This window comes from Streptomyces sp. NPDC088707 (genome assembly GCF_044752725.1).
Taxonomy (GTDB): domain Bacteria; phylum Actinomycetota; class Actinomycetes; order Streptomycetales; family Streptomycetaceae; genus Streptomyces.
On the sequence record NZ_JBIVLV010000008.1, the window covers coordinates 98,602 to 118,020 of the forward strand.

Consider the following 19,419-nt stretch of genomic DNA (forward strand, 5'->3'; position numbering starts at 1 on the left):
TGGGAGGCGCAAGCGGGGGCGATCGCACGGCGGGCCGGGATTCGGCCACGGGCATGTGGTGCAGCGAGTTGCCACGGGCACGGAGCGGCCCGGCGACGGACTCCGCCCCTCCGGTCGGCCGGCGGCGAACGGCGGGGGGACGCGGGGAAGGCGACGGGGGAACGTCAGGGAAACGGTTCCGTGCGGGTCCGGAGCGTCTCCGGGCGGGCGCGCAGCGCCTGGGCGGCGACGGCGAGCGGCCGGACGGCCGGCCCGGGGGGAGGTGCGCGGGGAGGCGGCACGGAGGCCGCGGGAACGAAGGCGTCGGCCACGGACCAGGCGAACCCTCGCGGAGCCGGTACACGGCGAGGACGAGACGGGCCCTCTAGGAGCCGGTCCACGCGGTCCCTCGCGGAGCCGGTGCTCGACGGGTCCGGGTCACGTCACCGGACGGTCGTCACCGTGCCCCGGACGGGCGGCGACTCAGCGTTGCGCCGCCCGTCGGGGCGGGCGGGTCACGCCTTGCTGTAGTGGGCCCAGAACTCGTCCCAGGAGAGCACGCCGTCACCGTTGTCGTCGCGCTGCTTGATCAGCACCTCGGCGACCGACTCGGTGACGTGGAAGTCGCCGTGCCGGGCCATGAGGCTCTTGTACTCCGCGGCGGTGATGAAACCGTCCCCGTCGGCGTCGAACGTGTTGAATGCCGTGCGTGCCGCGTCGATGTCCGCCACTGCTTCCGCCCCTTCTTGGTGCTTGTCTGACGGGGGTCAGATTAGCTGGCCCGGGCCTGCCGGATGATGGGGGTATGAGCGACGAGGTGGCACGCATCCTGGCGGCGGCGGCGCGCGGACAGTTCCCTCCCCCGGACGGGTCGACGACGGTCGTGCCCCAGCCGGGCCCCCGGGACGCCGGGGTGCTGGCCTTCACCGCCCACTCGGTGGTCTTCACGGACGCCGACCCGGAGTGGGTGCGGGCCGCGCTCGCGGCCACGTCGAGCGACCCGCTGGCGGCCAGCATGAACCCGGGCTTCCTGATGGCTCTGATGACCCGCACCGGCCGCCGCATGAACACGATCGACCTGCTGACCGCCGCCGACGCCCTGCCGGGTCCTCCCCCGCTGGAGCTCCGGGAGATCGTGGAGCCGGACCATCCCCGGGTCGCGCGGGCGCTGAAGTTCCGCGACGAGGTCCGGGTGTGGGCGGCGGACGGCGGTCTCGTGGTCCTGGGCCGGGGCGTGGCGGGCCGCTGGGAGGCGGCGGTCGAGGTCGACGAGGAGGTGCGCCACCGGGGTCTGGGCCGCGCCCTCGCCACGGCGGCGCGGCACCTCACCCCGGACGCCGTGGTCTGGGCCCAGCAGTCCCCGGGCAACGCCCGCAGCGTCCGCGCCTTCCAGGCGGCGGGCTACCGCCCGGTGGCCTCGGAGGCACTCCTGGTGGCGGGCTGACCGTCCGCGCACCGGCTCTACCGGAAGACGCCCGTGTGGCCGAGCGAGTAGCGCCCCGGCTGCGGGTACACGGCGAGCCCGTGGGGTCCGCTGCCGACGGGGATGCGGGCCAGCTGCTTCCCGGTGGCGGTGTCGATCGCGTACACCTCGGAGTCGTAGCGGCCGGAGAGCCAGAGGACCTTGCCGTCGGCGGAGACTCCTCCCATGTCGGGGGAGCCGCCGTCCGGCAGCCACCACTTCTTCGTCAGCCTGCCCTTCTCGAAGTCGAAGACGGAGATGGAGCCCTCGCCGCGGTTGGGGACGTACATCTCGCGGGAGTCCCGGCCGACGTAGAGCCCGTGGGCGCCCTTGCCGGTGGGCATCAGGGTCGGGGTGGTGAACTTCTCGCCGTCGAGGACCCACATGCCGTGGGCCATCATGTCGGCGATGTAGAAGGTCTTGCCGTCGGGGGAGATCTTCACGTCCTGCGGCATGGCGCCCTCGAAGGGCAGTTTCTGCTGGCCGATCACCTCCATCCGCTCGGTGTCGACCTTGAGCAGCTCGCCGGAGAACTCGCAGGAGACGACGAAGTAGCGCCCGTCGGCGGAGAAGTCGGCGTGGTTGACGCCGTAGCAGCTGACCGGGACGGTCTTCCTCCGTTCCATGGTGTGCGGGTCGCGGAAGACGAGTTCGCGGTCGAGGGAGGCCATCACGACGGCGTACTTGCCGTTGGGCGTGAAGTAGAGGTTGTACGGGTCGTGGACCTCGACGGGCTTGCCGGCGGCGCCGGTGGCCGGGTCGATGGGGGTGAGGGTGTGGCCCCGGTTGTTGTTGACCCAGAGGGTCTTCAGGTCCCAGGAGGGCACGACGTGCTGGGGCTGGTTGCCGACGGGGATGGTCTCGACGACCTGGTAGGTGGCCGGGTCGATGACGGAGACGGTGTTGGAGTTGGTGTTGGGGACGTAGACCCGGGAGGGGAAGTCCTTGACGACCGGGGAGAGCCGGTCGGGCCGGTCGGCGGCGTAGACGTCCTTGGGGTCGAGCAGCGGGGGCATCCCGGGGAGTCCGGCGGGGGCCGCGGCGGGCTTGGGGACGGGGGCGGCCTTCTTGACCGGGGCGGCGCCCTCCCCCGGGTCCCCGCTGCCGCAGCCGGCGAGCGCGGCGAGGAGGGCGGCGGCGAGGAGGGTCCTGGTCCGCCGCGTGAGGGGGCGCCGTGCGAGGGGGCGCCGCGTGCGGTGCCCCTGCGGTCGGGGTCCCTGGCTGGGGTGTCTCTGCGTGCGGTGTGCCATCAGGTCAGCAGCTCCGTGGTGGTGACCGCGCGCAGTCCGCGGCGGTCGAGGTCGGCGAGGAGGAGGGGCAGCGCGGCGGCGGTGTCCGGGTAGCCGAAGTGCAGGCTGACGACGGATCCGGCGCGGACGGATCCGGTGACGTTGCGGACGACGGCGGTGGCGCCGGGCGAGGTGAAGTCGAGGGAGTCGACGTCGTACGAGAGGACGTGCGGGTATCCGGCGCGGTGGGCGGCGCGCAGGACGGCGGGGGCGGCGTGCTGGGTCCGGGAGGGCCGGAACCAGGTGCCGATGGAGCCGGTGAGCCGGCGCAGCCGGGTGGCGCAGGCCTCGATCTCGGCGAGGGCCTCGGTCTCGGTCATGGCGTTGACGTCGATGTGGCGCTGGGTGTGGTTGCCGAGGTCGTGTCCGCCGTCGAGGACGCGGCGGGCCAGGTCGGGGTGCTGGTCGAGCCAGCTGCCGACGGCGAGGACGGTGACGCGGGCGCCGGCCTTCTCGGCCTGGCCGAGGAGCGTCCGGGCGAGGGCGGGGTCGCCCTGGCCGTGGAAGGTGAGCGCGACCCCGGGCCGGTCGCGGGGGCCGTGGGTGATCTCGGCGGGCTGCCCGGGGAGGCGGCGGGGGGCGGGGGCGGCGACGGGTGCGGCGGCGGGGCGTCGGGGCGCGGGCGCGGCGGGGCGGGGGGCCGTGCCGCAGGCGGTGGTGAGGGCTCCCGCGAGGGCGGCGGCCGCACCGGCCCGGAGGGCTCCGCGGCGGTCGATCGGCTTCACGCGACCATTTAAGTGCGATAGCGACCGGTTTATTACGATTAGGCCAATTCAGGACGTTTACGGACCCCGCAGGGGCGTCCAGCATGCGGACGACCCCGAGGAACAATCAGGGAACCGCATAGTCATTCACTGTTTGCAAGGTGAGTGCCGCAGGTCACCAACGATTCACTATTAAAGTGTCCGGTTTTAGTGCAGTTTGCCCCACTAGGGACTTTTGGCGGTATGGCCGCCTGTCTGCCATAGTCGGTGGCACGACCCCCATTGACCCGGGCCAGGTCGACAGAGCAGCCGTGGATACACCCCCCCGTCCGCGGCGCACCACACGAAAGCCCCCACGCGCCCCACTACGGCGCACGGGGGCTTCCGTGCGTCCGGGAGCGGTCGTCGAGCCTCGCGGACGCTCGGCGACCCGCGTCGAACCGGCCTCAGGGGCGGTCGGCGACCCGCATCTCGAACCAGGTCGTCTTGCCGCGGGGCGCCAGGTCCACACCCCACCGGTCCGAGAGCTTGTCGACCAGGAAGAGCCCCCGGCCGCTCGTGTCGAGCTCGTGCACCGGCATCAGACAGGGCAGCCCGCGCGAGGGGTCCCGCACCTCGATCCGGATCCAGCCCCGCCGCCGCTGCAACCGCAGCGCGAACACCCGCGCACCGGTGTGCCGGACCGCGTTCCCCACCAGCTCCGACACCAGGAGCACCGCGTGCTCGGCGATCTGCGGGCCGAGCGCCCACTGCCTCAGTACGACGTGCTGGGTGAGCCTGCGGGCCACCCACGCGGACTCGGGCCGGGACGGCAGCCGGACATCCTCATCCGCCGGATTACCGTACAACTCCACTGCTTCGGCGGCCTGTTCGTCCTCCGCGGCCGGTGACCACCGCGCTGCGGCGGCGCCAGTGCGCTGCCACGGTTGTTCCCTACCCTCCAGGCCCGCCATGCCCCCCATCATGGCCGCACGGAGCCGATCGCGGGGGCCGTTCCGGTGGAATCGGCCCCTCACGAAGGGAGGTCTGTCACCTCAGGCGAACTTCGCCTTGCCCGGGCCCTCCTCGACGAAGCTGCGCATCCCGTTCGCGCGGTCCTCCGTCGCGAACAGGCCCGCGAACCAGGTGCGCTCGATGGCGAGGCCGGTGTCGATGTCGGCCTCCAGGCCCTGGTCGATCGCCTCCTTCGCCGCCCGCAGCGCGACGGCCGGGCCCTGCGCCAGCTTGGCGGCCCAGGCGTGGGCCTGCTCGTACACCTCGGCGGCGGGGACGACCCGGTCGACCAGACCCAGCGTCAGGGCCTCGTCGGCCTTGACCATCCGGCCGGTGAAGATGAGGTCCTTGGCCTTGGAGGGGCCGACGAGCCGGGCCAGCCGCTGGGTGCCGCCGGCGCCGGGGATCAGGCCCAGCAGGATCTCCGGCTGGCCCAGCTTGGCGTTGTCGGCGGCGATCCGGTAGTCGGCACAGAGCGCGAGCTCGCAGCCGCCACCGAGGGCGTAGCCGGTGACGGCCGCGACGACCGGCTTGGGGATGCGGGCGACGGCGGTGAAGGAGTCCTGCAGGGCGCGGGAGCGCTTGACCATGGCCACGTGGTCCATCACCTGCATCTCCTTGATGTCCGCGCCGGCCGCGAACACCTTCTCGCCGCCGTAGATGATCACGGCCCGCACGTCGTCGCGGTCGGTCGCCTCCTGGGCGAGCTCGCGCAGCCGGTCCTGGGTGGCGATGTCCAGCGCGTTCATCGGGGGGCGGTCGAGGCGGATCGTGCCGACGCCATCGGCGACTTCGAGGTTCACAGTCATGGGAGGAAGGTTAGTGTCCGTTAACGCGAAGGGGCCCGGTGCTGTTGCTCACAGCACCGGGCCCCTCAGACGTACGAGCGGTGGATTACCTGATCCACTCCGCCCAGTCCATGTTCCAGCCGTTGAGGCCGTTGTCCGGCTGGATCTGCTTGTCCTTCGAGTTCTTCACGACGACCACGTCACCGATGATCGAGCGGTCGTAGAACCAGGCGGCCGGCATCGAGCTGTCGCCCGCGCCCCGCGCGTCCTGGAGGCCGACGCAGCCGTGGCTGACGTTGGCGGAGCCGAACGTGCCCGCCGAGGCCCAGTAGTTGCCGTGCACGAAGGTGCCCGAGGTGGACAGGCGCATGGCGTGCGGGACGTCCTTGATGTCGTACTCGCCGCCGAAGCCGACCGTGGCCCCGTTCATGCGGGTCACCTTGTACTTCTCGCTGATGACCATCTGACCGTTGTACGTGGTCGTGGACGGCGCCCCCGCGGTGATCGGGATCGTCTTGATGATCTTGCCGTCGCGCTCGATCTTCATCGTCTTGGCGCTCGCGTCGACGGTGGAGACCTGACGGCGGCCGATGGTGAAGGTGATCGTCTTCTTCTGCTTGCCGTAGACGCCCGGGCGGCCCTCGACGCCGTCCAGGTTGAGGTGCACGGTCACCTTGGTGCCCGCGGCCCAGTAGTTCTCCGGGCGGAAGTCGAGGCGGTCGTTGCCGAACCAGTGGCCCTCGATCGGCACGGACGGCTCGGCCGTCACCTTGATGGCCTTCTCGACGGCCTCCGGGTCGGTGATGCCCCGGGTGAAGTTGATGGACACCGGCATGCCGACGCCGACGGTCGAACCGTCCTCCGGCGTGTACTGGCCGATGAACGTGTTCTTCGGGACGAGCGTGGTGAAGGTGGTGTCCTTCGCCGACTCACGGCCCTCGGCGTCCTTCGCGATCGCGTGGACCTTGTACTGCGTGCCCGCGGCCAGGTGCGCGGTCGGCGACCAGCTGGTCCCGTCCGCCGCCATCTTGCCCTCGACCGCGGTGCCCTTGGAGTCGGCGACCGTGACCGTGGTCAGCTTGCCCTGCGCCGCGGTGACCTTGAGGACCCCGCTCGTGGCGACCGAGTCGGCGCCGTCCTTCGGAAGGACGGTCACGACCGCCTGGGACGCCGCGTTCTCCTGCTTACCGCCGCCCTGGGCCGCCGGCCCCTGGCCCCCCGTACCGCCGCCGTTCGCCGTCTCACCGCCGCCGCAGGCGGTGAGCACCAGAAGCAGCGCCCCCGCCGCCAGGGCCTGCAGCCTGACGCCCCCGCGTCGGCCGCGCCGCCCCGTAGCTCCGACCGATGCCCCCGATATCGGCTGCCCGTTCACTGTGGTCTTCTCCCCTCGCACGGCCCGGCACCGCCCGGCCCCACCCCCGTGCACATCCACTCGCGCACACGGCGCTAGATAATCACACCGCAGGACACGAAAGATCCTCGTGAATGTCACCGTTCCGTCCCGATCGACCTGCTAAGACAACGAAAGAGGCCGAAAGCGCCGGACGGTACGAGGGGGACGGGAGCGTCAGCCCAGCGCGGAGCCGGCCTTCCACCGGTTCCACTCCATGTTCCAGCCTCCGAGGCCGTTGTCGGGAGCCACCTTCCGGTCGCGGGAGTTGACCACTTCCACCACGTCGCCGATGAGGGTCCGCTCGAAGAACCAGCCCGCCGGTGACTCGGCGCTGCCGCCCTTGTCGTCCCGGAGCCCGATGCAGCCGTGGCTGACGTTGGCGGAGCCGAAGGTGCTCGGATCCGCCCAGTAGTTGCCGTGCAGGAAGGTGCCCGAGTCGGTGAGACGGATGGCGTGCGGCACGTCCTTGATGTCGTACTCGCCGCCGAAGCCGACCGTGGCCCCGTTCATGCGGGTCACGTCGTACAGCTCGGTGACCACCATCCTCCCGTTGTACGTGGTGGTCTTCGGCGCCCCCGCGGTGATCGGCACGGTGGCGAGGACGTCGCCGTCCCGCCTGACCTCCATGGTGTGGGCGGCGGCGTCGACCACGGACACCTGGGAGCGGCCGACGGTGAACCCGACGGTCTTGCGCTGGATGCCGTACACGCCGGGGGCTCCCTCGACGTCCCGCAGGCCGATCTCGACGGTGACCTCGGTCCCCGGCCGCCAGTACGCGGCGGGACGGAAGTCGAGCCGCTCCTTGCCGAACCAGTGCCCGACGACCTCCACCGGCGGCACGGAGGTGATCCGGATGGCCCGCTCGACCTCCGCCCGGTTCTCGATCGGCATGTTGAAGCCGAAGGAGACGATCATGCCGGTGCCGACAGTGGAACGGTTCTCCGGCTTGAAGTAGCCGATGAAGCGGCTCTCGGGCACCACGGTGGTGAAGGTGGTGTGCCGCGCCGACCGGCGGCCGTGCGCGTCGAGCGCGACCGCGTCCACGCTGTACTTCGCGGCCAGCGCGAGACGGGTCTCCGGCCGGGGCCGCCAGCGCAGCCCGTCGGCGGAGATCTCCCCCGCCACCTGGGTCCGTCTGCCATCTTCCACCTGGGCCACGGTCACCCGTTCGAGTCGCCCGCTGTCCACCTTCACCTCGACCGGGCCCTCGGCCGGCAACCCCCGGCTGCCGTCCTCCGGGCTGACCCGGATGACGTCGCCGGGAGCCCGTGCCTTGCCCGGCAGACCGATGCCGGTCCCGCCTTCACCGTCCGGCGCCGTGCAGCCCACGAGGCCCGCCACCAGTCCCGCCACCGCGAGGGCGTACCTCGCCCGCTTCCATACAAGTGTCACGCTCGGCCCAACGACGGCCACCCTCCAGGGGAAACGTGCGTGCGGGTCATGTTGGGAGCCGGGCCGTTCGGGCAGAACAGGGGGAGAACCACGCGCGGGAGCGGCGGCCGGGACGCCGCCGCCCCCGAGGGTGCGGGCCCGACGAGCCGCTGGAGGCCGGGACGGTGACGAGCGCAGCCGAGCAGGAGGCGGTACCTGAGCATGCCCCGGAGCGGGCCGGGCCGCCCGTGTGGCCGGGCGCGCCGACGCCGCTCGGCGCGCGCTGCCGGGTCGGCCCCGACGGGGTGACCGGCACCAACTTCGCCCTGTGGGCGGGCGGGGCGGAGGCCGTGGAGCTGTGCCTCTTCGACCCGGACGGCACGGAGCTGCGGCTGCCGCTGACGGAGCTGACGCACGAGATCTGGCACGGGTTCGTGCCGGGGATCGGGGCGGGACAGCGGTACGGCTACCGCGTGCACGGCCGCTGGGACCCGTGGACGGGGGCCCGCTGGAACCCGGCGAAGCTCCTCCTCGACCCGTACGCGCGGGCCGTCGACGGCGACTTCACGCTGCCACCCGAGGTGTACGGACACGTGCGTGACTGGCCGCAGCAGCATGTGGCCGACACCGTCCGCGACGAGCGGGACTCGGCGCCGTACGTGCCGAAGGGGGTCGTCGTCCTGGACGACGACGACTGGTCCGACGACCGCAGGCCCAAGACGCCCTGGCAGGACTCGGTCATCTACGAGCTGCACGTGAAGGGCTTCACCCGGCTCCACCCGGGCATCCCCGAGCATCTGCGGGGCACGTACGCGGGTCTGGCGCACCCGGCGGCCGTCGAGCACCTCGTACGCCTCGGGGTGACGGCGGTGGAGCTGCTGCCGGTGCACCAGTTCGCGCACGAGGACCACCTCCTCCGGCGCGGCCTGCGCAACCACTGGGGCTACAACTCCATCGGCTACTTCGCCCCGCACGCCGGCTACTCCTCCTCGGGGACGACCGGCCAGCAGGTCGGCGAGTTCAAGCGGATGGTGCGGGCGCTGCACGCGGCCGGGATCGAGGTCATCCTCGACGTCGTCTACAACCACACGGCGGAGGCGGGCGAGCTCGGCCCCACGCTCTCCCTGAAGGGCATCGACAACCGCGGCTACTACCGGCTCCAGTCCGACGCCCGCCGCTACGCCGACTACACCGGCTGCGGCAACACCCTGCACGTCGTCCAGCCGCAGGTGCTGCGGCTCATCACCGACAGCCTCCGCTACTGGGTCACCGAGATGGGCGTCGACGGCTTCCGCTTCGACCTGGCGGCCGCCCTGGCCCGCTCGATGCACGACGTCGACATGCTCTCCCCGTTCCTCGCGGTCATCGCCCAGGACCCCGTGCTCCGCCGGGTCAAACTCATCGCCGAACCGTGGGACGTGGGCAACGGCGGCTACCAGGTCGGTGCCTTCCCGCCGCTCTGGACGGAGTGGAACGACCGCTACCGGGACGCCGTACGGGACTTCTGGCGCGGCGCGCTGCCCGATGTCCGGGACCTCGGCTACCGGCTCTCCGGCTCCAGCGACCTGTACGCCTGGGGCGGGCGCCGGCCGTACGCCTCCGTCAACTTCGTCACCGCGCACGACGGCTTCACCCTGCGGGACCTCGTCACGTACGAGCGCAAGCACAACGAGGCCAACGGCGAGGGCAACCGCGACGGCACCCACGACAACCGCTCCTGGAACTGCGGGGTGGAGGGCGAGACCGACGATCCCGGCATCAACGCCCTCCGCCTCCGCCAGCAGCGCAACCTCCTCACCACCCTGCTCCTGTCCACCGGCGTCCCGATGCTCGTCGCCGGCGACGAGATGGGCCGCACCCAGGGAGGCAACAACAACGCCTACTGCCAGGACAACGCCACCGGCTGGCTCGACTGGGCCCTCCCGGACGATCCCGGCAGGGCCCAGCTCCTCGCCCTGACACGCCGGCTGCTCGCCCTCCGCCACGACCATCCGGTGCTGCGCCGCCGCGCCTTCTTCTCCGGCCGCCCCCAGGGTACGGACGGGCTGCGCGACCTGGCCTGGTTCACCGCGGAGGGCGCCGAGATGACGGAACCCGACTGGTACGCGCCCACGGCCACGCTCGGCCTCTACCTGTCGGGCCGCGACATACCGGGCCGGGACGAGCGCGGCGAGCAGATCACCGACGACAGCTTCCTCGCCGTCCTCCACGCGGGCCCCCGCCCCCTGGAGTTCCGCCTGCCGGGCCCCCCATGGGCGGAGACGTACGAACTGGTCGTGGACACGGGCCGCGAGGACCAGTCGGCACCGCCCGGCACGGAACACGCGGGCGGCGGGACGATCACGGTGGGGGCCAGGTCGATGGTGCTGCTGCGGGTGCGGGCGTGAGGGGACGGTCGGCCGCGGCCGGGGATCCCCCGGCCGTATCCGGCGGCGACCGCGGACGCGCGGTCGTTCACGAGCAGTCTGGCGTCGGCCGGCTCGCGCGTCCCGGCCGTCGACCGGCCGGTTGACGGCGGGTACGACTCGCCGCCGTCCGGGGCGTGCCCCGCCTGGCCGGAAAACAGGATGAGACGTGTCAGTGGTGAACCGTATGGTCGGGCCTGATGCCCGAGAAACCTGTCGCCCCAGAGCCCCCCGCCCCCGACTCCCCCGACGGCCACGGCGCTCCCGCCGCCCACGACCGCTCCGCGGTGCGGACGCTGCTCCGTCTCTGGCCGTACGTGCGGCCCGTGCGGGCGCGCCTGTTCACGGCCGCGTTCGTCGCGATCGTCGCGTCCTGTCTGTCGCTCGTCATCCCGCTCGTACTGAAGTGGCTGGTCGACGGGCCGGTCGCGGACCGGGACCCGGGCGGCGTGTGGCTGGGGGCGCTCTACCTCCTGCTGCTCGGCGTCGCCGAGGCGGTGCTCTTCGGATACCGGCGGTGGCTGGTCGCCCGGCCCCTGTCCGGCGTGGAGGCGCGGATGCGGGCCGATCTGTACGGCAGGCTCCAGCGGCTCCCGATCGCCTTCCACGACCGGTGGGCCTCGGGCCAGCTCCTCTCCCGCGGCACGACCGACCTCATGCTGGTCCGGATGTTCCTGGCCTTCCCGCTGACGTTCCTGCTGGTCAACGCCGTGACGATCCTCGCGGGTTACGTCCTGCTGCTCGCCCAGGACTGGTCCCTCGGGCTCGTCCTCCTCACTCCGGTCATCCCGCTCGTCATCGTCTGCTCGGTCTTCGAGGGCCGGTACGGGGCGGTCGCGCGCCGCGCCCAGGACCAGGTGGGCGATCTGACGACGGTCGTCGAGGAGAGCGTCCTCGGCATCCGCGTCGTCAAGGGCTTCGGCCGTCACCGCAGCCAGGCGACGGCCTTCCGGGAGCTCTCCGGCCGGCTGCGGGGCACCGAACTCCTCAAGGCGCGGCTGCTCGCGATGATCTGGGCGGTCATCACCTTCGTACCGGAGCTGGCCATCGGTGCGGCCCTCGTCCTCGGCACGGTCCAGGTGGCGGACGGCGACCTGTCGGCGGGCACGCTCGTCGCGTTCCTGTCGACGGCCCTGGCGCTGCGCTGGCCGGTGGAGTCGATCGGCTTCCTCCTCGCGATGAGCCAGGAGGCGGCGACCGCGACGGAACGGTACTTCGAGGTGATGGACGCCGAGGAGGAGCCGGACACCGCCCCGGCCGCCGGGGGCGCCCGGGCCACTCCGGCCGGCGGTCCGGGCGGGGTGCGCTTCGAGGGCGTGTCGTTCCGCTACCCCGACGCCCCGGCGGACGCCCCGCCCGTCCTGGACGGCATCGACCTGCACATCCGCCCCGGCGAGACCCTGGCCCTGGTCGGCGGCACGGGCTCCGGCAAGACCACGCTCACCGCCCTCGTACCGAGGCTGCACGAGGCCTCGGGCGGCCGCATCCTCCTGGACGGCGAGGACATCGCCCTGATGGAGCGGGACCGGCTGCGGTCCCTGGTGTCGATGGCCTTCGAGGAACCGACCCTCTTCTCCGCCAGCGTCGGGGAGAACGTCCTGATGGGCGCGGACGGTGCGGCGGGCGAGCCGGAACTGCGCCGCGCGCTCGGCGTGGCGCAGGCCGACGGCTTCGTCGGGCGGCTGCCCGAGGGCGCCGGGACCCAGGTCGGCGAGCAGGGCCTGAGCCTGTCCGGCGGACAGCGGCAGCGGCTCGCCCTCGCGAGGGCGGTCGTCGGCCGCCCCCGCTTCCTGGTCCTGGACGACCCGCTGTCCGCGCTCGACGTCCACACGGAGGCGCGTGTGGAGGCGGCGCTGCGGGAGGTGCTGCGGGACACCACGGCACTCGTGGTGGCGCACCGCCCGTCGACCGTGATGCTGGCCGACCGGGTGGCACTGCTGTCCCGCGGCCGGATCACGGCCGTGGGCACCCATCACGAGCTGCTGCGGAGCAGCGAGGAGTACGCCTGGCTGATGTCCGGCGAAGGCGAGGGCGGACCCCGATGACGGAACAGACGACACAAGCAGCACACACGACACAAACAGCTCACACGGATCAGGCGGATCGCACGGATCAGGCGGATCGCACGGATCAGGCGGATCAGGCGGCACCGGCGGGTCAGCAGACCGGCGATCCTTTCGACCGCGACGACCTACCGGCACCCCCCGGAGCCACGGGCGCCCTGCTCCGCTCGCTCCTCTCGGCCCACCGCGTACGGGTCGCGGTCGCCGCCCTGGTGCTCCTCGTCAAGGAGGGCGCGGTCCAGGCGGGCCCCCTCCTCGTCGCGTACGCCATCGACGAGGGCGTCCCCGCGTTCCGCGCGGGCGACCACGGCCCCGTCCTCGCGGTGGCCCTCGGCTACCTCCTCTGCGCGGCGCTCTCGGGCGTCCTCCAGTACGTCTTCGTCCGCGGCGCGGCCCGCGTCAACCAGGACGTCCTCCTCGACCTGCGCGGCCGCATCTTCCGCCACTCGCAGATCCTGAGCGTCGACTTCCACGAGCGGTACACCTCGGGCCGGCTCATCTCCCGCTCCACCACCGACGTCGAGTCCCTCCGGGAGCTCCTCTCGGAGGGCCTGCAGGAACTGATCGGCGTCGTCCTCTCCTTCGTCTCGATCTCGGCGATCCTCCTCTACCTCGACCTGGGCATCGGCGCGGTGGCGGTGGCGTCCTTCGTCCCCCTCGCCTTCCTGGTGCGCGTCTACCGGCGACGCGCCGGGGCGGTGTACGCCGAGCGGTCCACGGCCATCGCCGGCGTCATCGTGAAGTTCGCGGAGACGATGAACGGCATCCGTCCGGTACGGGCGTTCCGCCGGGAGCGGGTGAACGAGACCGAGTTCGCGGCGCTCAACCACCGGCACGAGCGCAGCAACGGCGACGCGCTCCTCGAGATGGCCCGCTACGTCGTGGGCTCGCGGCTGGTCGCCAACACGGCGGTCGCCGGCATGTGCCTCTGGAGCGCCTACCGGGTGGCTTCGGGCTCCCTCGAACTGGGCGTCCTCGCGGCGGCGGTCCTGTACATGCGGCGCCTCTACGACCCGATCGACCGGCTCGGCATGTTCCTCAACTCGTACGAGTCGGCCGCCGCGTCCCTCGCCAAGATCGCGGGGCTCCTGGCCCAGGAGCCCGGAGTCCCGGAGACGACGGCCCCCGCCACCCTGCCCGCCCGCACGGGCTCCCCGGGGCGCGAGGTCACCTTCGACAAGGTCCGCTTCGCCTACCGCACGGGCGGCGAGGTCCTCCCCACCTTCGACCTGACCGTCCCCGCCGGCCAGACGGTCGCGGTGGTGGGGGCGACGGGTGCGGGCAAGTCCACCCTGGCGAAGCTCCTCGCCCGCTTCTACGACCCCACGGACGGCGCTGTGCGCCTGGACGGTGTGGACCTCCGCGACCTCACCACCCCGGACCTCCGCCGGGGCGTCGTCATGGTCACCCAGGAGGCGTTCCTCTTCTCGGGTACGGTCGCCGAGAACATCGCGATCGGCCGCCCGGAGGCGACCCGCGAGCAGATCGAGGACGCGGCCCGCGCGATCGGGGCCCACGACTTCATCAAGGGCCTGCCGGACGGGTACGACACGGACGTACGCAAGCGGGGCGGCCGCATCTCGGCAGGTCAGCGCCAGCTGGTCGCCTTCGCGCGGGCGCTGCTCGCGGACCCGGCGGTGCTGATCCTGGACGAGGCCACCAGTTCGCTGGACGTCCCGGGCGAGCGGGCGGTGCAGCGGGCCATGGACACGGTCCTGGCGGGTCGTACGGCCGTCGTCATCGCCCACCGGCTGTCCACGGTCGAGGTCGCGGACCGGGTCCTGGTGATGGAGGCGGGGCGGATCGTCGAGGACGGTGCGCCTTCGGACCTGGTGACCGGTGAGGGGCATTACGCGGGGTTGCACCATGCCTGGCGGGAGAGCCTGGTGGGCTGAGCCTCCGGGCCGGGGCTCCGGGGCGGGGCTCCGGGGCGGGGCTCGGGGGCGGGGCTCCGGGCCGGGGCTTCGGACTGCCTCCGGGCTGCCTTCACCCGTGGGGGTGCCGTGGGGGCCGTTCCGGGGGCCGCATTCGGGACTGCATGATTTACGGCGCCTTCGCCGCAGTTGGGGTGAAGGTGCTGTTCGCGCCACAAATCACGCTTTACGTCCCGAACGCGGCCCCCTCCACGTCCCCCACTCCCGTTTCAGGGGCGTGCCTTCCGCAGCAGGATGAGGGACAGTGCGGCCGAGGCCGCCATCAGCAGCGTCGCCCCGACGGCTACCGCACCCATCGCGTCGACGAACGCGGTCCGCGCGGCGTCCAGCACCGACGGGCCGGAGGCCAGCGCGCCGCCCAGGGTCTCGCGTGCCGCGGTCGGCGCGTCCGCGGGCATCGCGCCGGTGTAGACCGCCGCGCCCAGGGCGCCCAGGAGCGCCATTCCCAGCGCGCCGCCCAGCTCGGCTCCCGACTCCAGGACGGCGGCGGCGGAGCCGGCCCGTTCGGGCGGTGCGGCGCCGAGGGCCAGTTCGTTGGCGAGGGTCATCGTGGAGACGAGGCCGCCGGCGTAGACGGCACTGGCCGCGATGACCACCCACAGGGGCGTGGCGCGGTCGATGCCGGCCAGCCAGGCGAAGCCGGCGGCGGACACGAGGAACCCGCCGGCCATCACGTACGCCCGGTCGGTCTTCCGGGCCAGCGCCGCGGTCGTGGGCGCGGCGGCCAGCACGCCCGCGGTCGGCACGAGGCTCCAGAGCGCCGCCTCGAACGGGCTCTGGCCCAGGACGGACTGCAGGTACTGGGTGAGGAAGACGGCGAAGCCGACCGTCGCCGTCATCGCGAGCAGGTTGGCGAGGACGGAGCCGCCGTAGGCCCGGTTCCGCAGCAGTGACAGGTCGACCATGGGGTGGGCGAGCCGCGCCTGGCGGCGGACGAACAGCAGACCGACGAGCAGCCCCACGGCGGCACCGCCCGCCGGTAGCGGCGCCCAGCCGTCCTCGGCCAGCTCCTTGACGCCGTGGATGAGCGGCAGCAGGGCTCCGAGCGAGAGGGCGGCGCTGAGGACGTCGAACCGTCCGGTGACGGCCCCCTGGGACTCGGGCAGCAGCAGCGGCCCCAGGACGAGGAGCAGGGCCATGGCCGGCAGGTTGACGAGGAACACGGACCCCCACCAGAAGTGCTCGACGAGCGCGCCGCTGACGACGGGCCCGAGGGCGATGCCACTCGCCATCACCGAGGTCCACAGGGTGACGGCCTTCGCGCGCTGGGCCGGGTCGGCGAACAGCACCCGGATCAGGGCGAGCGTGGCGGGCATGAGGCAGGCGCCGCCGATGCCGAGCAGCGCCCGGGCGCCGATCAGGGCGCCGGGGGTGTGCGCGTACGCCGCTGCCACGGAGGCGAGGCCGAACAGCGCCGTGCCGCCGAGCAGGACCTTGCGGCGCCCGACGCGGTCGCCGAGCGCGCCCATGGTGATGAGGAGCCCGGCGAGGACGAAGCCGTAGATGTCGAGGATCCAGAGTTGTTCGGTGGCTCCCGGCCGCAGGTCGGCGCTGATGGAGGGGATGGCGAAGTAGAGGACGGAGACGTCCATGGAGACGAGGAGCAGCGGCAGCATGAGGACGCCGAGGGCCGTCCATTCGCGGCGGCCGGCGCGAGCGGGGCCGGGCCCGGTGGCGGGCTCCGGGTGTGCGGTGAGTGTCATGGGGAGGAGGGAAGCAGCGGTGTGCGTACGGCGCCATTCCCGCCCTAGTGCACCTGGACTCCGTTGTACGAGTGCGCAGTTCAGGGACGTGTACACGCCTCCAGGTGCACTAGTACACTCCCGCCATGCCGACGCAGCCGCCCTACCTCGCGATCGCCGCCGAGCTCCGTCGCCGGGTGCAGGTGGGCGAGTTGGGCCCGGGGGACCGGCTTCCGTCGACGCGGGCGATCACCCGTGAGTGGGGTGTGGCCATGGCGACGGCCACGAAGGCGCTCGCGGTGCTGCGCCAGGAGGGCCTGGCCCGGCCGGAGCCGGGGGTGGGCACGGTGGTCGCGCCGGTGGCGAAGGGCGCCCGGGGCGGGGGCGGGGCGGCGCGTCCCCTCGCCCGGGAGGAGATCGTCACCGCGGCCCTCGAACTCGCCGACGCGGAGGGGCTGCACACCCTGACGATGCGCCGGGTGGCGACGAAGCTCGGCGTCTCGACGATGGCCCTGTACCGCCACGTCCCTGGCAAGCCGGAGCTGATCCGCCTGATGACGGACGCGGCCTGCGGCGAGGTCCCGCTCGGTCCGGTGCCGGCGCACTGGCGGACGGGCCTGGAGCACGGCGCGCGCTGGCTGCGTGACGTGTACGCCCGGCACCCGTGGCTGGCGCACGCGATGGCCTCGTACACGCGGCCCGTGGCGACGCCGAACGCGATGGCGTACACGGAGTGGATACTGCGGGCCATGAGGGGCACGCCGCTCACCCGCGCCCAGAAGATCCACACGCATCTGGCGATCTTCGCCTACGTGCAGGGGCTGTCGATGGCGGACGATCTGGAGGAGCAGGCCCGACAGGATTCGGGCATCTCCGACGACGAGTGGATGGAACAGAACGAGCCACGATTCGACGCGATCCAATCGGGTGGGGCGTACCCGGAGTTGGCCTTGGTGACGAGCGGCGACTGGTTCGGTCTCGATCTGCGGACGCTCTTCGAATTCGGGCTCGGGCGAACACTGGACGGCATCGCGTCCTTGATCGATGAAACGTCCGCTTAACGAACACGGCCTTACGAGCAGCGAACGATTTCCGGCCAACTTGCCGACGCACTCCTGACAGGTCCTCGTCATTCCTGTCACTCTCTCCCCGGCTCTTCGCACCAGAGTTCGCCGCTTCACCCGAACGTGCTCCACAGCTCTGCTTGCTCCGCCCGGCTGGCCCGACCCAGTCCGCCGGTACCCCCCTCGCAAGAAGGAGTCTGCGTGAGATCCACGCCCAGCCGTCGCGCCACCGCGACCGGCGCTCTGATCGCTGCCGCCGCCATGCTCGCCGTGAGCGTCCAGACAGGCGCCGCCACCGCGGCGGACGCCCCCTGGAGCATCGCCCCGAAGGCCCAGCAGGGCACCTCGGCGAACCCCGGCAAGCTCCCGGCCGACCTCACCCCCGCCGAGCGCACCGCGCTCATCAAGGCGGCCGACGCCGACAAGGCCGCCACGGCAAAGGAACTCGGCCTCGGCGCCCAGGAGAAGCTGGTCGTCCGTGACGTCGTGCAGGACCGCGACGGCACGACCCACACGCGCTACGAGCGCACCTACGCCGGGCTGCCCGTCCTGGGCGGCGACCTCATCGTCGCCGAGACCAAGGCCGGCGCGACCACCGGTGTCACCAAGTCCACCCGCGCGGAGCTCAAGAACATCTCCACCTCCGCCACCGTGGCCCCGGCCGCCGCCGAGAAGCAGGCCGTCGGCCTCGCCCAGGCGGACGGCTCGGACAAGGCCAAGGCCGACCGCGCCCCGCGCAAGGTCGTCTGGGCCGCCAACGGCAGCCCCGTCCTCGCGTACGAGACCGTCGTCGGCGGCCTCCAGCACGACGGCACCCCGAACGAGCTGCACGTCGTGACGGACGCGAAGACCGGCGCGAAGCTCTTCGAGTGGCAGGCCATCGAGACCGGCACCGGCAACACGCAGTACAGCGGCCAGGTGACGCTCGGCACCGCGCCCTCGTACACGCTGACCGACACCGGCCGCGGCAACCACAAGACGTACAACCTCAACGGCGGTACGTCCGGCACCGGCACGCTGTTCAGCAACACCACCGACGTGTGGGGCAACGGCACGCCGCAGAACAAGGAGACGGCGGGTGCCGACGCGCACTACGGCGCCGCGCTCACCTGGGACTACTACAAGAACGTGCACGGCCGCAGCGGCATCCGCGGTGACGGCGTCGGCGCGTACTCCCGGGTCCACTACGGCAACGCGTACGTCAACGCCTTCTGGTCGGACTCCTGCTTCTGCATGACGTACGGCGACGGCGCGGGCAACACCAAGCCGCTCACCTCCATCGACGTGGCCGCGCACGAGATGACGCACGGCGTCACCTCCAACACCGCCGGCCTGGTCTACAGCGGCGAGTCCGGCGGCCTCAACGAGGCCACCTCGGACATCTTCGCGGCGGCCGTCGAGTTCTACGCGAACAACGCCAACGACCCGGGCGACTACCTGGTCGGCGAGAAGATCGACATCCGCGGCAACGGCACCCCGCTGCGCTACATGGACAAGCCGAGCAAGGACGGCTCGTCCAAGGACGCGTGGTACTCGGGCCTCGGCGGCATCGACGTCCACTACTCCTCGGGCCCGGCGAACCACTGGTACTACCTGCTCTCCGAGGGCAGCGGCGCCAAGACCGTCAACGGCGTGAACTACGACTCGCCGACCTCCGACGGCCTGCCCGTCACCGGCATCGGCCGTGACAAGGCCTCGCTGATCTGGTTCAAGGCGCTCACCACCAAGTTCAGCTCGAACACCAACTACGCCGGGGCCCGCACGGGCACCGTCGCGGTGGCCACCGAGCTGTACGGCGCCAACAGCCCCGAGACGCTCGCGGTCCAGCACGCCTGGGCCGCCATCGCCGTCGGTACCCGCCCGGGCGGCGGCGAGCCGCAGCCCGGCAAGGTCTTCGAGAACACCGCCGACGTGTCCATCCCGGACAACGGCGCCGCGGTGACCTCGACGGTCAACGTCACGGGTGTCACGGGGAACGCGCCCTCCGCCCTCAAGGTGGACGTGAACATCGTCCACACCTACCGCGGTGACCTCATCGTCGACCTCGTCGCCCCGGACGGCTCGGTCTACAGCCTGTCCAACCGGTCGGGCGGCAGCGCCGACAACATCGTCCAGACCTTCACCGTGAACGCCTCCTCCGAGGTCGCCAACGGTGCCTGGAAGCTCCGCGTCCAGGACAAGGCCTCGGTCGACACCGGCTACATCAACAGCTTCAAGCTCACCTTCCCGTAAGCCCGCGAGCGGGCCCACGGGTGAGTGAGTGACCCGAGTCACAAGTGCCGGACGCCCGGA

Annotated in this window: 14 protein-coding genes; 6 read left to right on the top strand and 8 right to left on the bottom strand. The window is 72.2% G+C overall.

Features of this window, described 5'->3' with window-relative positions; genetic code table 11:
* Positions 1–494 precede the first annotated feature (494 nt).
* Positions 495–710: an EF-hand domain-containing protein gene (locus ACIP84_RS24045; protein ID WP_266969473.1), complete on the bottom strand. Its 216-nt coding sequence runs from the start codon at positions 708–710 to the stop codon at positions 495–497.
* 74 nt (positions 711–784) lie between these two features.
* Here ACIP84_RS24045 and ACIP84_RS24050 point away from each other — a divergent pair, with 74 nt between their 5' ends.
* On the top strand, positions 785–1,423 hold the full coding sequence (locus tag ACIP84_RS24050; protein WP_355957827.1) for a GNAT family N-acetyltransferase: 639 nt from the start codon (positions 785–787) through the stop codon (positions 1,421–1,423).
* Between the two features lie 17 nt (positions 1,424–1,440).
* Here ACIP84_RS24050 and ACIP84_RS24055 read toward each other — a convergent pair whose 3' ends face one another.
* The 6 genes from ACIP84_RS24055 to ACIP84_RS24080 form a co-directional block, all read right to left on the bottom strand.
* On the bottom strand, positions 1,441–2,691 hold the full coding sequence (locus tag ACIP84_RS24055) for a hypothetical protein (protein WP_355957825.1): 1,251 nt from the start codon (positions 2,689–2,691) through the stop codon (positions 1,441–1,443).
* A complete protein-coding gene (locus ACIP84_RS24060) occupies positions 2,691–3,455 on the bottom strand; it encodes a polysaccharide deacetylase family protein (protein WP_401800146.1) in 765 nt (254 codons plus the stop codon). The genes ACIP84_RS24055 and ACIP84_RS24060 overlap by 1 nt, the downstream gene beginning before the upstream one ends.
* A gap of 425 nt (positions 3,456–3,880) precedes the next feature.
* On the bottom strand, positions 3,881–4,387 hold the full coding sequence (locus tag ACIP84_RS24065) for an ATP-binding protein (RefSeq protein WP_073912589.1): 507 nt from the start codon (positions 4,385–4,387) through the stop codon (positions 3,881–3,883).
* A gap of 81 nt (positions 4,388–4,468) precedes the next feature.
* Entirely contained in the window at positions 4,469–5,236 is a 768-nt protein-coding gene (locus ACIP84_RS24070; RefSeq protein ID WP_401800149.1) for an enoyl-CoA hydratase/isomerase family protein, read from the bottom strand.
* Between the two features lie 85 nt (positions 5,237–5,321).
* Complete coding sequence (locus ACIP84_RS24075; RefSeq protein WP_401800151.1) at positions 5,322–6,587, bottom strand: Ig-like domain-containing protein; 1,266 nt, start codon at positions 6,585–6,587, stop codon at positions 5,322–5,324.
* A 195-nt stretch (positions 6,588–6,782) separates the two neighbouring features.
* Complete coding sequence (locus tag ACIP84_RS24080; protein ID WP_401800153.1) at positions 6,783–8,021, bottom strand: Ig-like domain-containing protein; 1,239 nt, start codon at positions 8,019–8,021, stop codon at positions 6,783–6,785.
* 143 nt (positions 8,022–8,164) lie between these two features.
* Between ACIP84_RS24080 and glgX the strand changes: the two genes are divergently transcribed.
* From glgX to ACIP84_RS24095, 3 genes are all read left to right on the top strand, one after another.
* Positions 8,165–10,366: a glycogen debranching protein GlgX gene (gene glgX / locus ACIP84_RS24085; protein WP_401800156.1), complete on the top strand. Its 2,202-nt coding sequence runs from the start codon at positions 8,165–8,167 to the stop codon at positions 10,364–10,366.
* 218 nt (positions 10,367–10,584) lie between these two features.
* Positions 10,585–12,429 (top strand): ABC transporter ATP-binding protein, encoded by a 1,845-nt coding sequence (locus ACIP84_RS24090; protein WP_355957811.1) that lies wholly within the window; start codon positions 10,585–10,587, stop codon positions 12,427–12,429.
* Positions 12,426–14,342, top strand: a complete 1,917-nt coding sequence (locus ACIP84_RS24095; RefSeq protein ID WP_401800159.1) for an ABC transporter ATP-binding protein — start codon at positions 12,426–12,428, stop codon at positions 14,340–14,342. The genes ACIP84_RS24090 and ACIP84_RS24095 overlap by 4 nt, the downstream gene beginning before the upstream one ends.
* A 248-nt stretch (positions 14,343–14,590) precedes the next feature.
* Here the strand turns inward: ACIP84_RS24095 and ACIP84_RS24100 are convergent, their stop codons facing one another.
* Positions 14,591–16,084, bottom strand: a complete 1,494-nt coding sequence (locus ACIP84_RS24100; RefSeq protein WP_401800161.1) for an MFS transporter — start codon at positions 16,082–16,084, stop codon at positions 14,591–14,593.
* Between the two features lie 125 nt (positions 16,085–16,209).
* Here ACIP84_RS24100 and ACIP84_RS24105 point away from each other — a divergent pair, with 125 nt between their 5' ends.
* A complete protein-coding gene (locus ACIP84_RS24105; protein WP_401800163.1) occupies positions 16,210–17,124 on the top strand; it encodes a TetR/AcrR family transcriptional regulator C-terminal domain-containing protein in 915 nt (304 codons plus the stop codon).
* A 204-nt stretch (positions 17,125–17,328) separates the two neighbouring features.
* Positions 17,329–19,359: a M4 family metallopeptidase gene (locus tag ACIP84_RS24110; RefSeq protein ID WP_355957802.1), complete on the top strand. Its 2,031-nt coding sequence runs from the start codon at positions 17,329–17,331 to the stop codon at positions 19,357–19,359.
* The last annotated feature ends 60 nt before the right edge of the window (positions 19,360–19,419 follow it).

What these genes read in the sequence shown, in the direction of transcription:
- ACIP84_RS24105 (WP_401800163.1), top strand. Translation starts at nt 16,210, where the DNA reads ATGCCGACGCAGCCGCCCTACCTCGCGATCGCCGCCGAGCTCCGTCGC.
- ACIP84_RS24090 (WP_355957811.1), top strand. Translation starts at nt 10,585, where the DNA reads ATGCCCGAGAAACCTGTCGCCCCAGAGCCCCCCGCCCCCGACTCCCCC.
- ACIP84_RS24050 (WP_355957827.1), top strand. Translation starts at nt 785, where the DNA reads ATGAGCGACGAGGTGGCACGCATCCTGGCGGCGGCGGCGCGCGGACAG.
- ACIP84_RS24055 (WP_355957825.1), bottom strand. Translation starts at nt 2,691, where the DNA reads ATGGCACACCGCACGCAGAGACACCCCAGCCAGGGACCCCGACCGCAG.
- ACIP84_RS24065 (WP_073912589.1), bottom strand. Translation starts at nt 4,387, where the DNA reads ATGGCGGGCCTGGAGGGTAGGGAACAACCGTGGCAGCGCACTGGCGCC.
- ACIP84_RS24095 (WP_401800159.1), top strand. Translation starts at nt 12,426, where the DNA reads ATGACGGAACAGACGACACAAGCAGCACACACGACACAAACAGCTCAC.
- ACIP84_RS24100 (WP_401800161.1), bottom strand. Translation starts at nt 16,084, where the DNA reads ATGACACTCACCGCACACCCGGAGCCCGCCACCGGGCCCGGCCCCGCT.
- ACIP84_RS24070 (WP_401800149.1), bottom strand. Translation starts at nt 5,236, where the DNA reads ATGACTGTGAACCTCGAAGTCGCCGATGGCGTCGGCACGATCCGCCTC.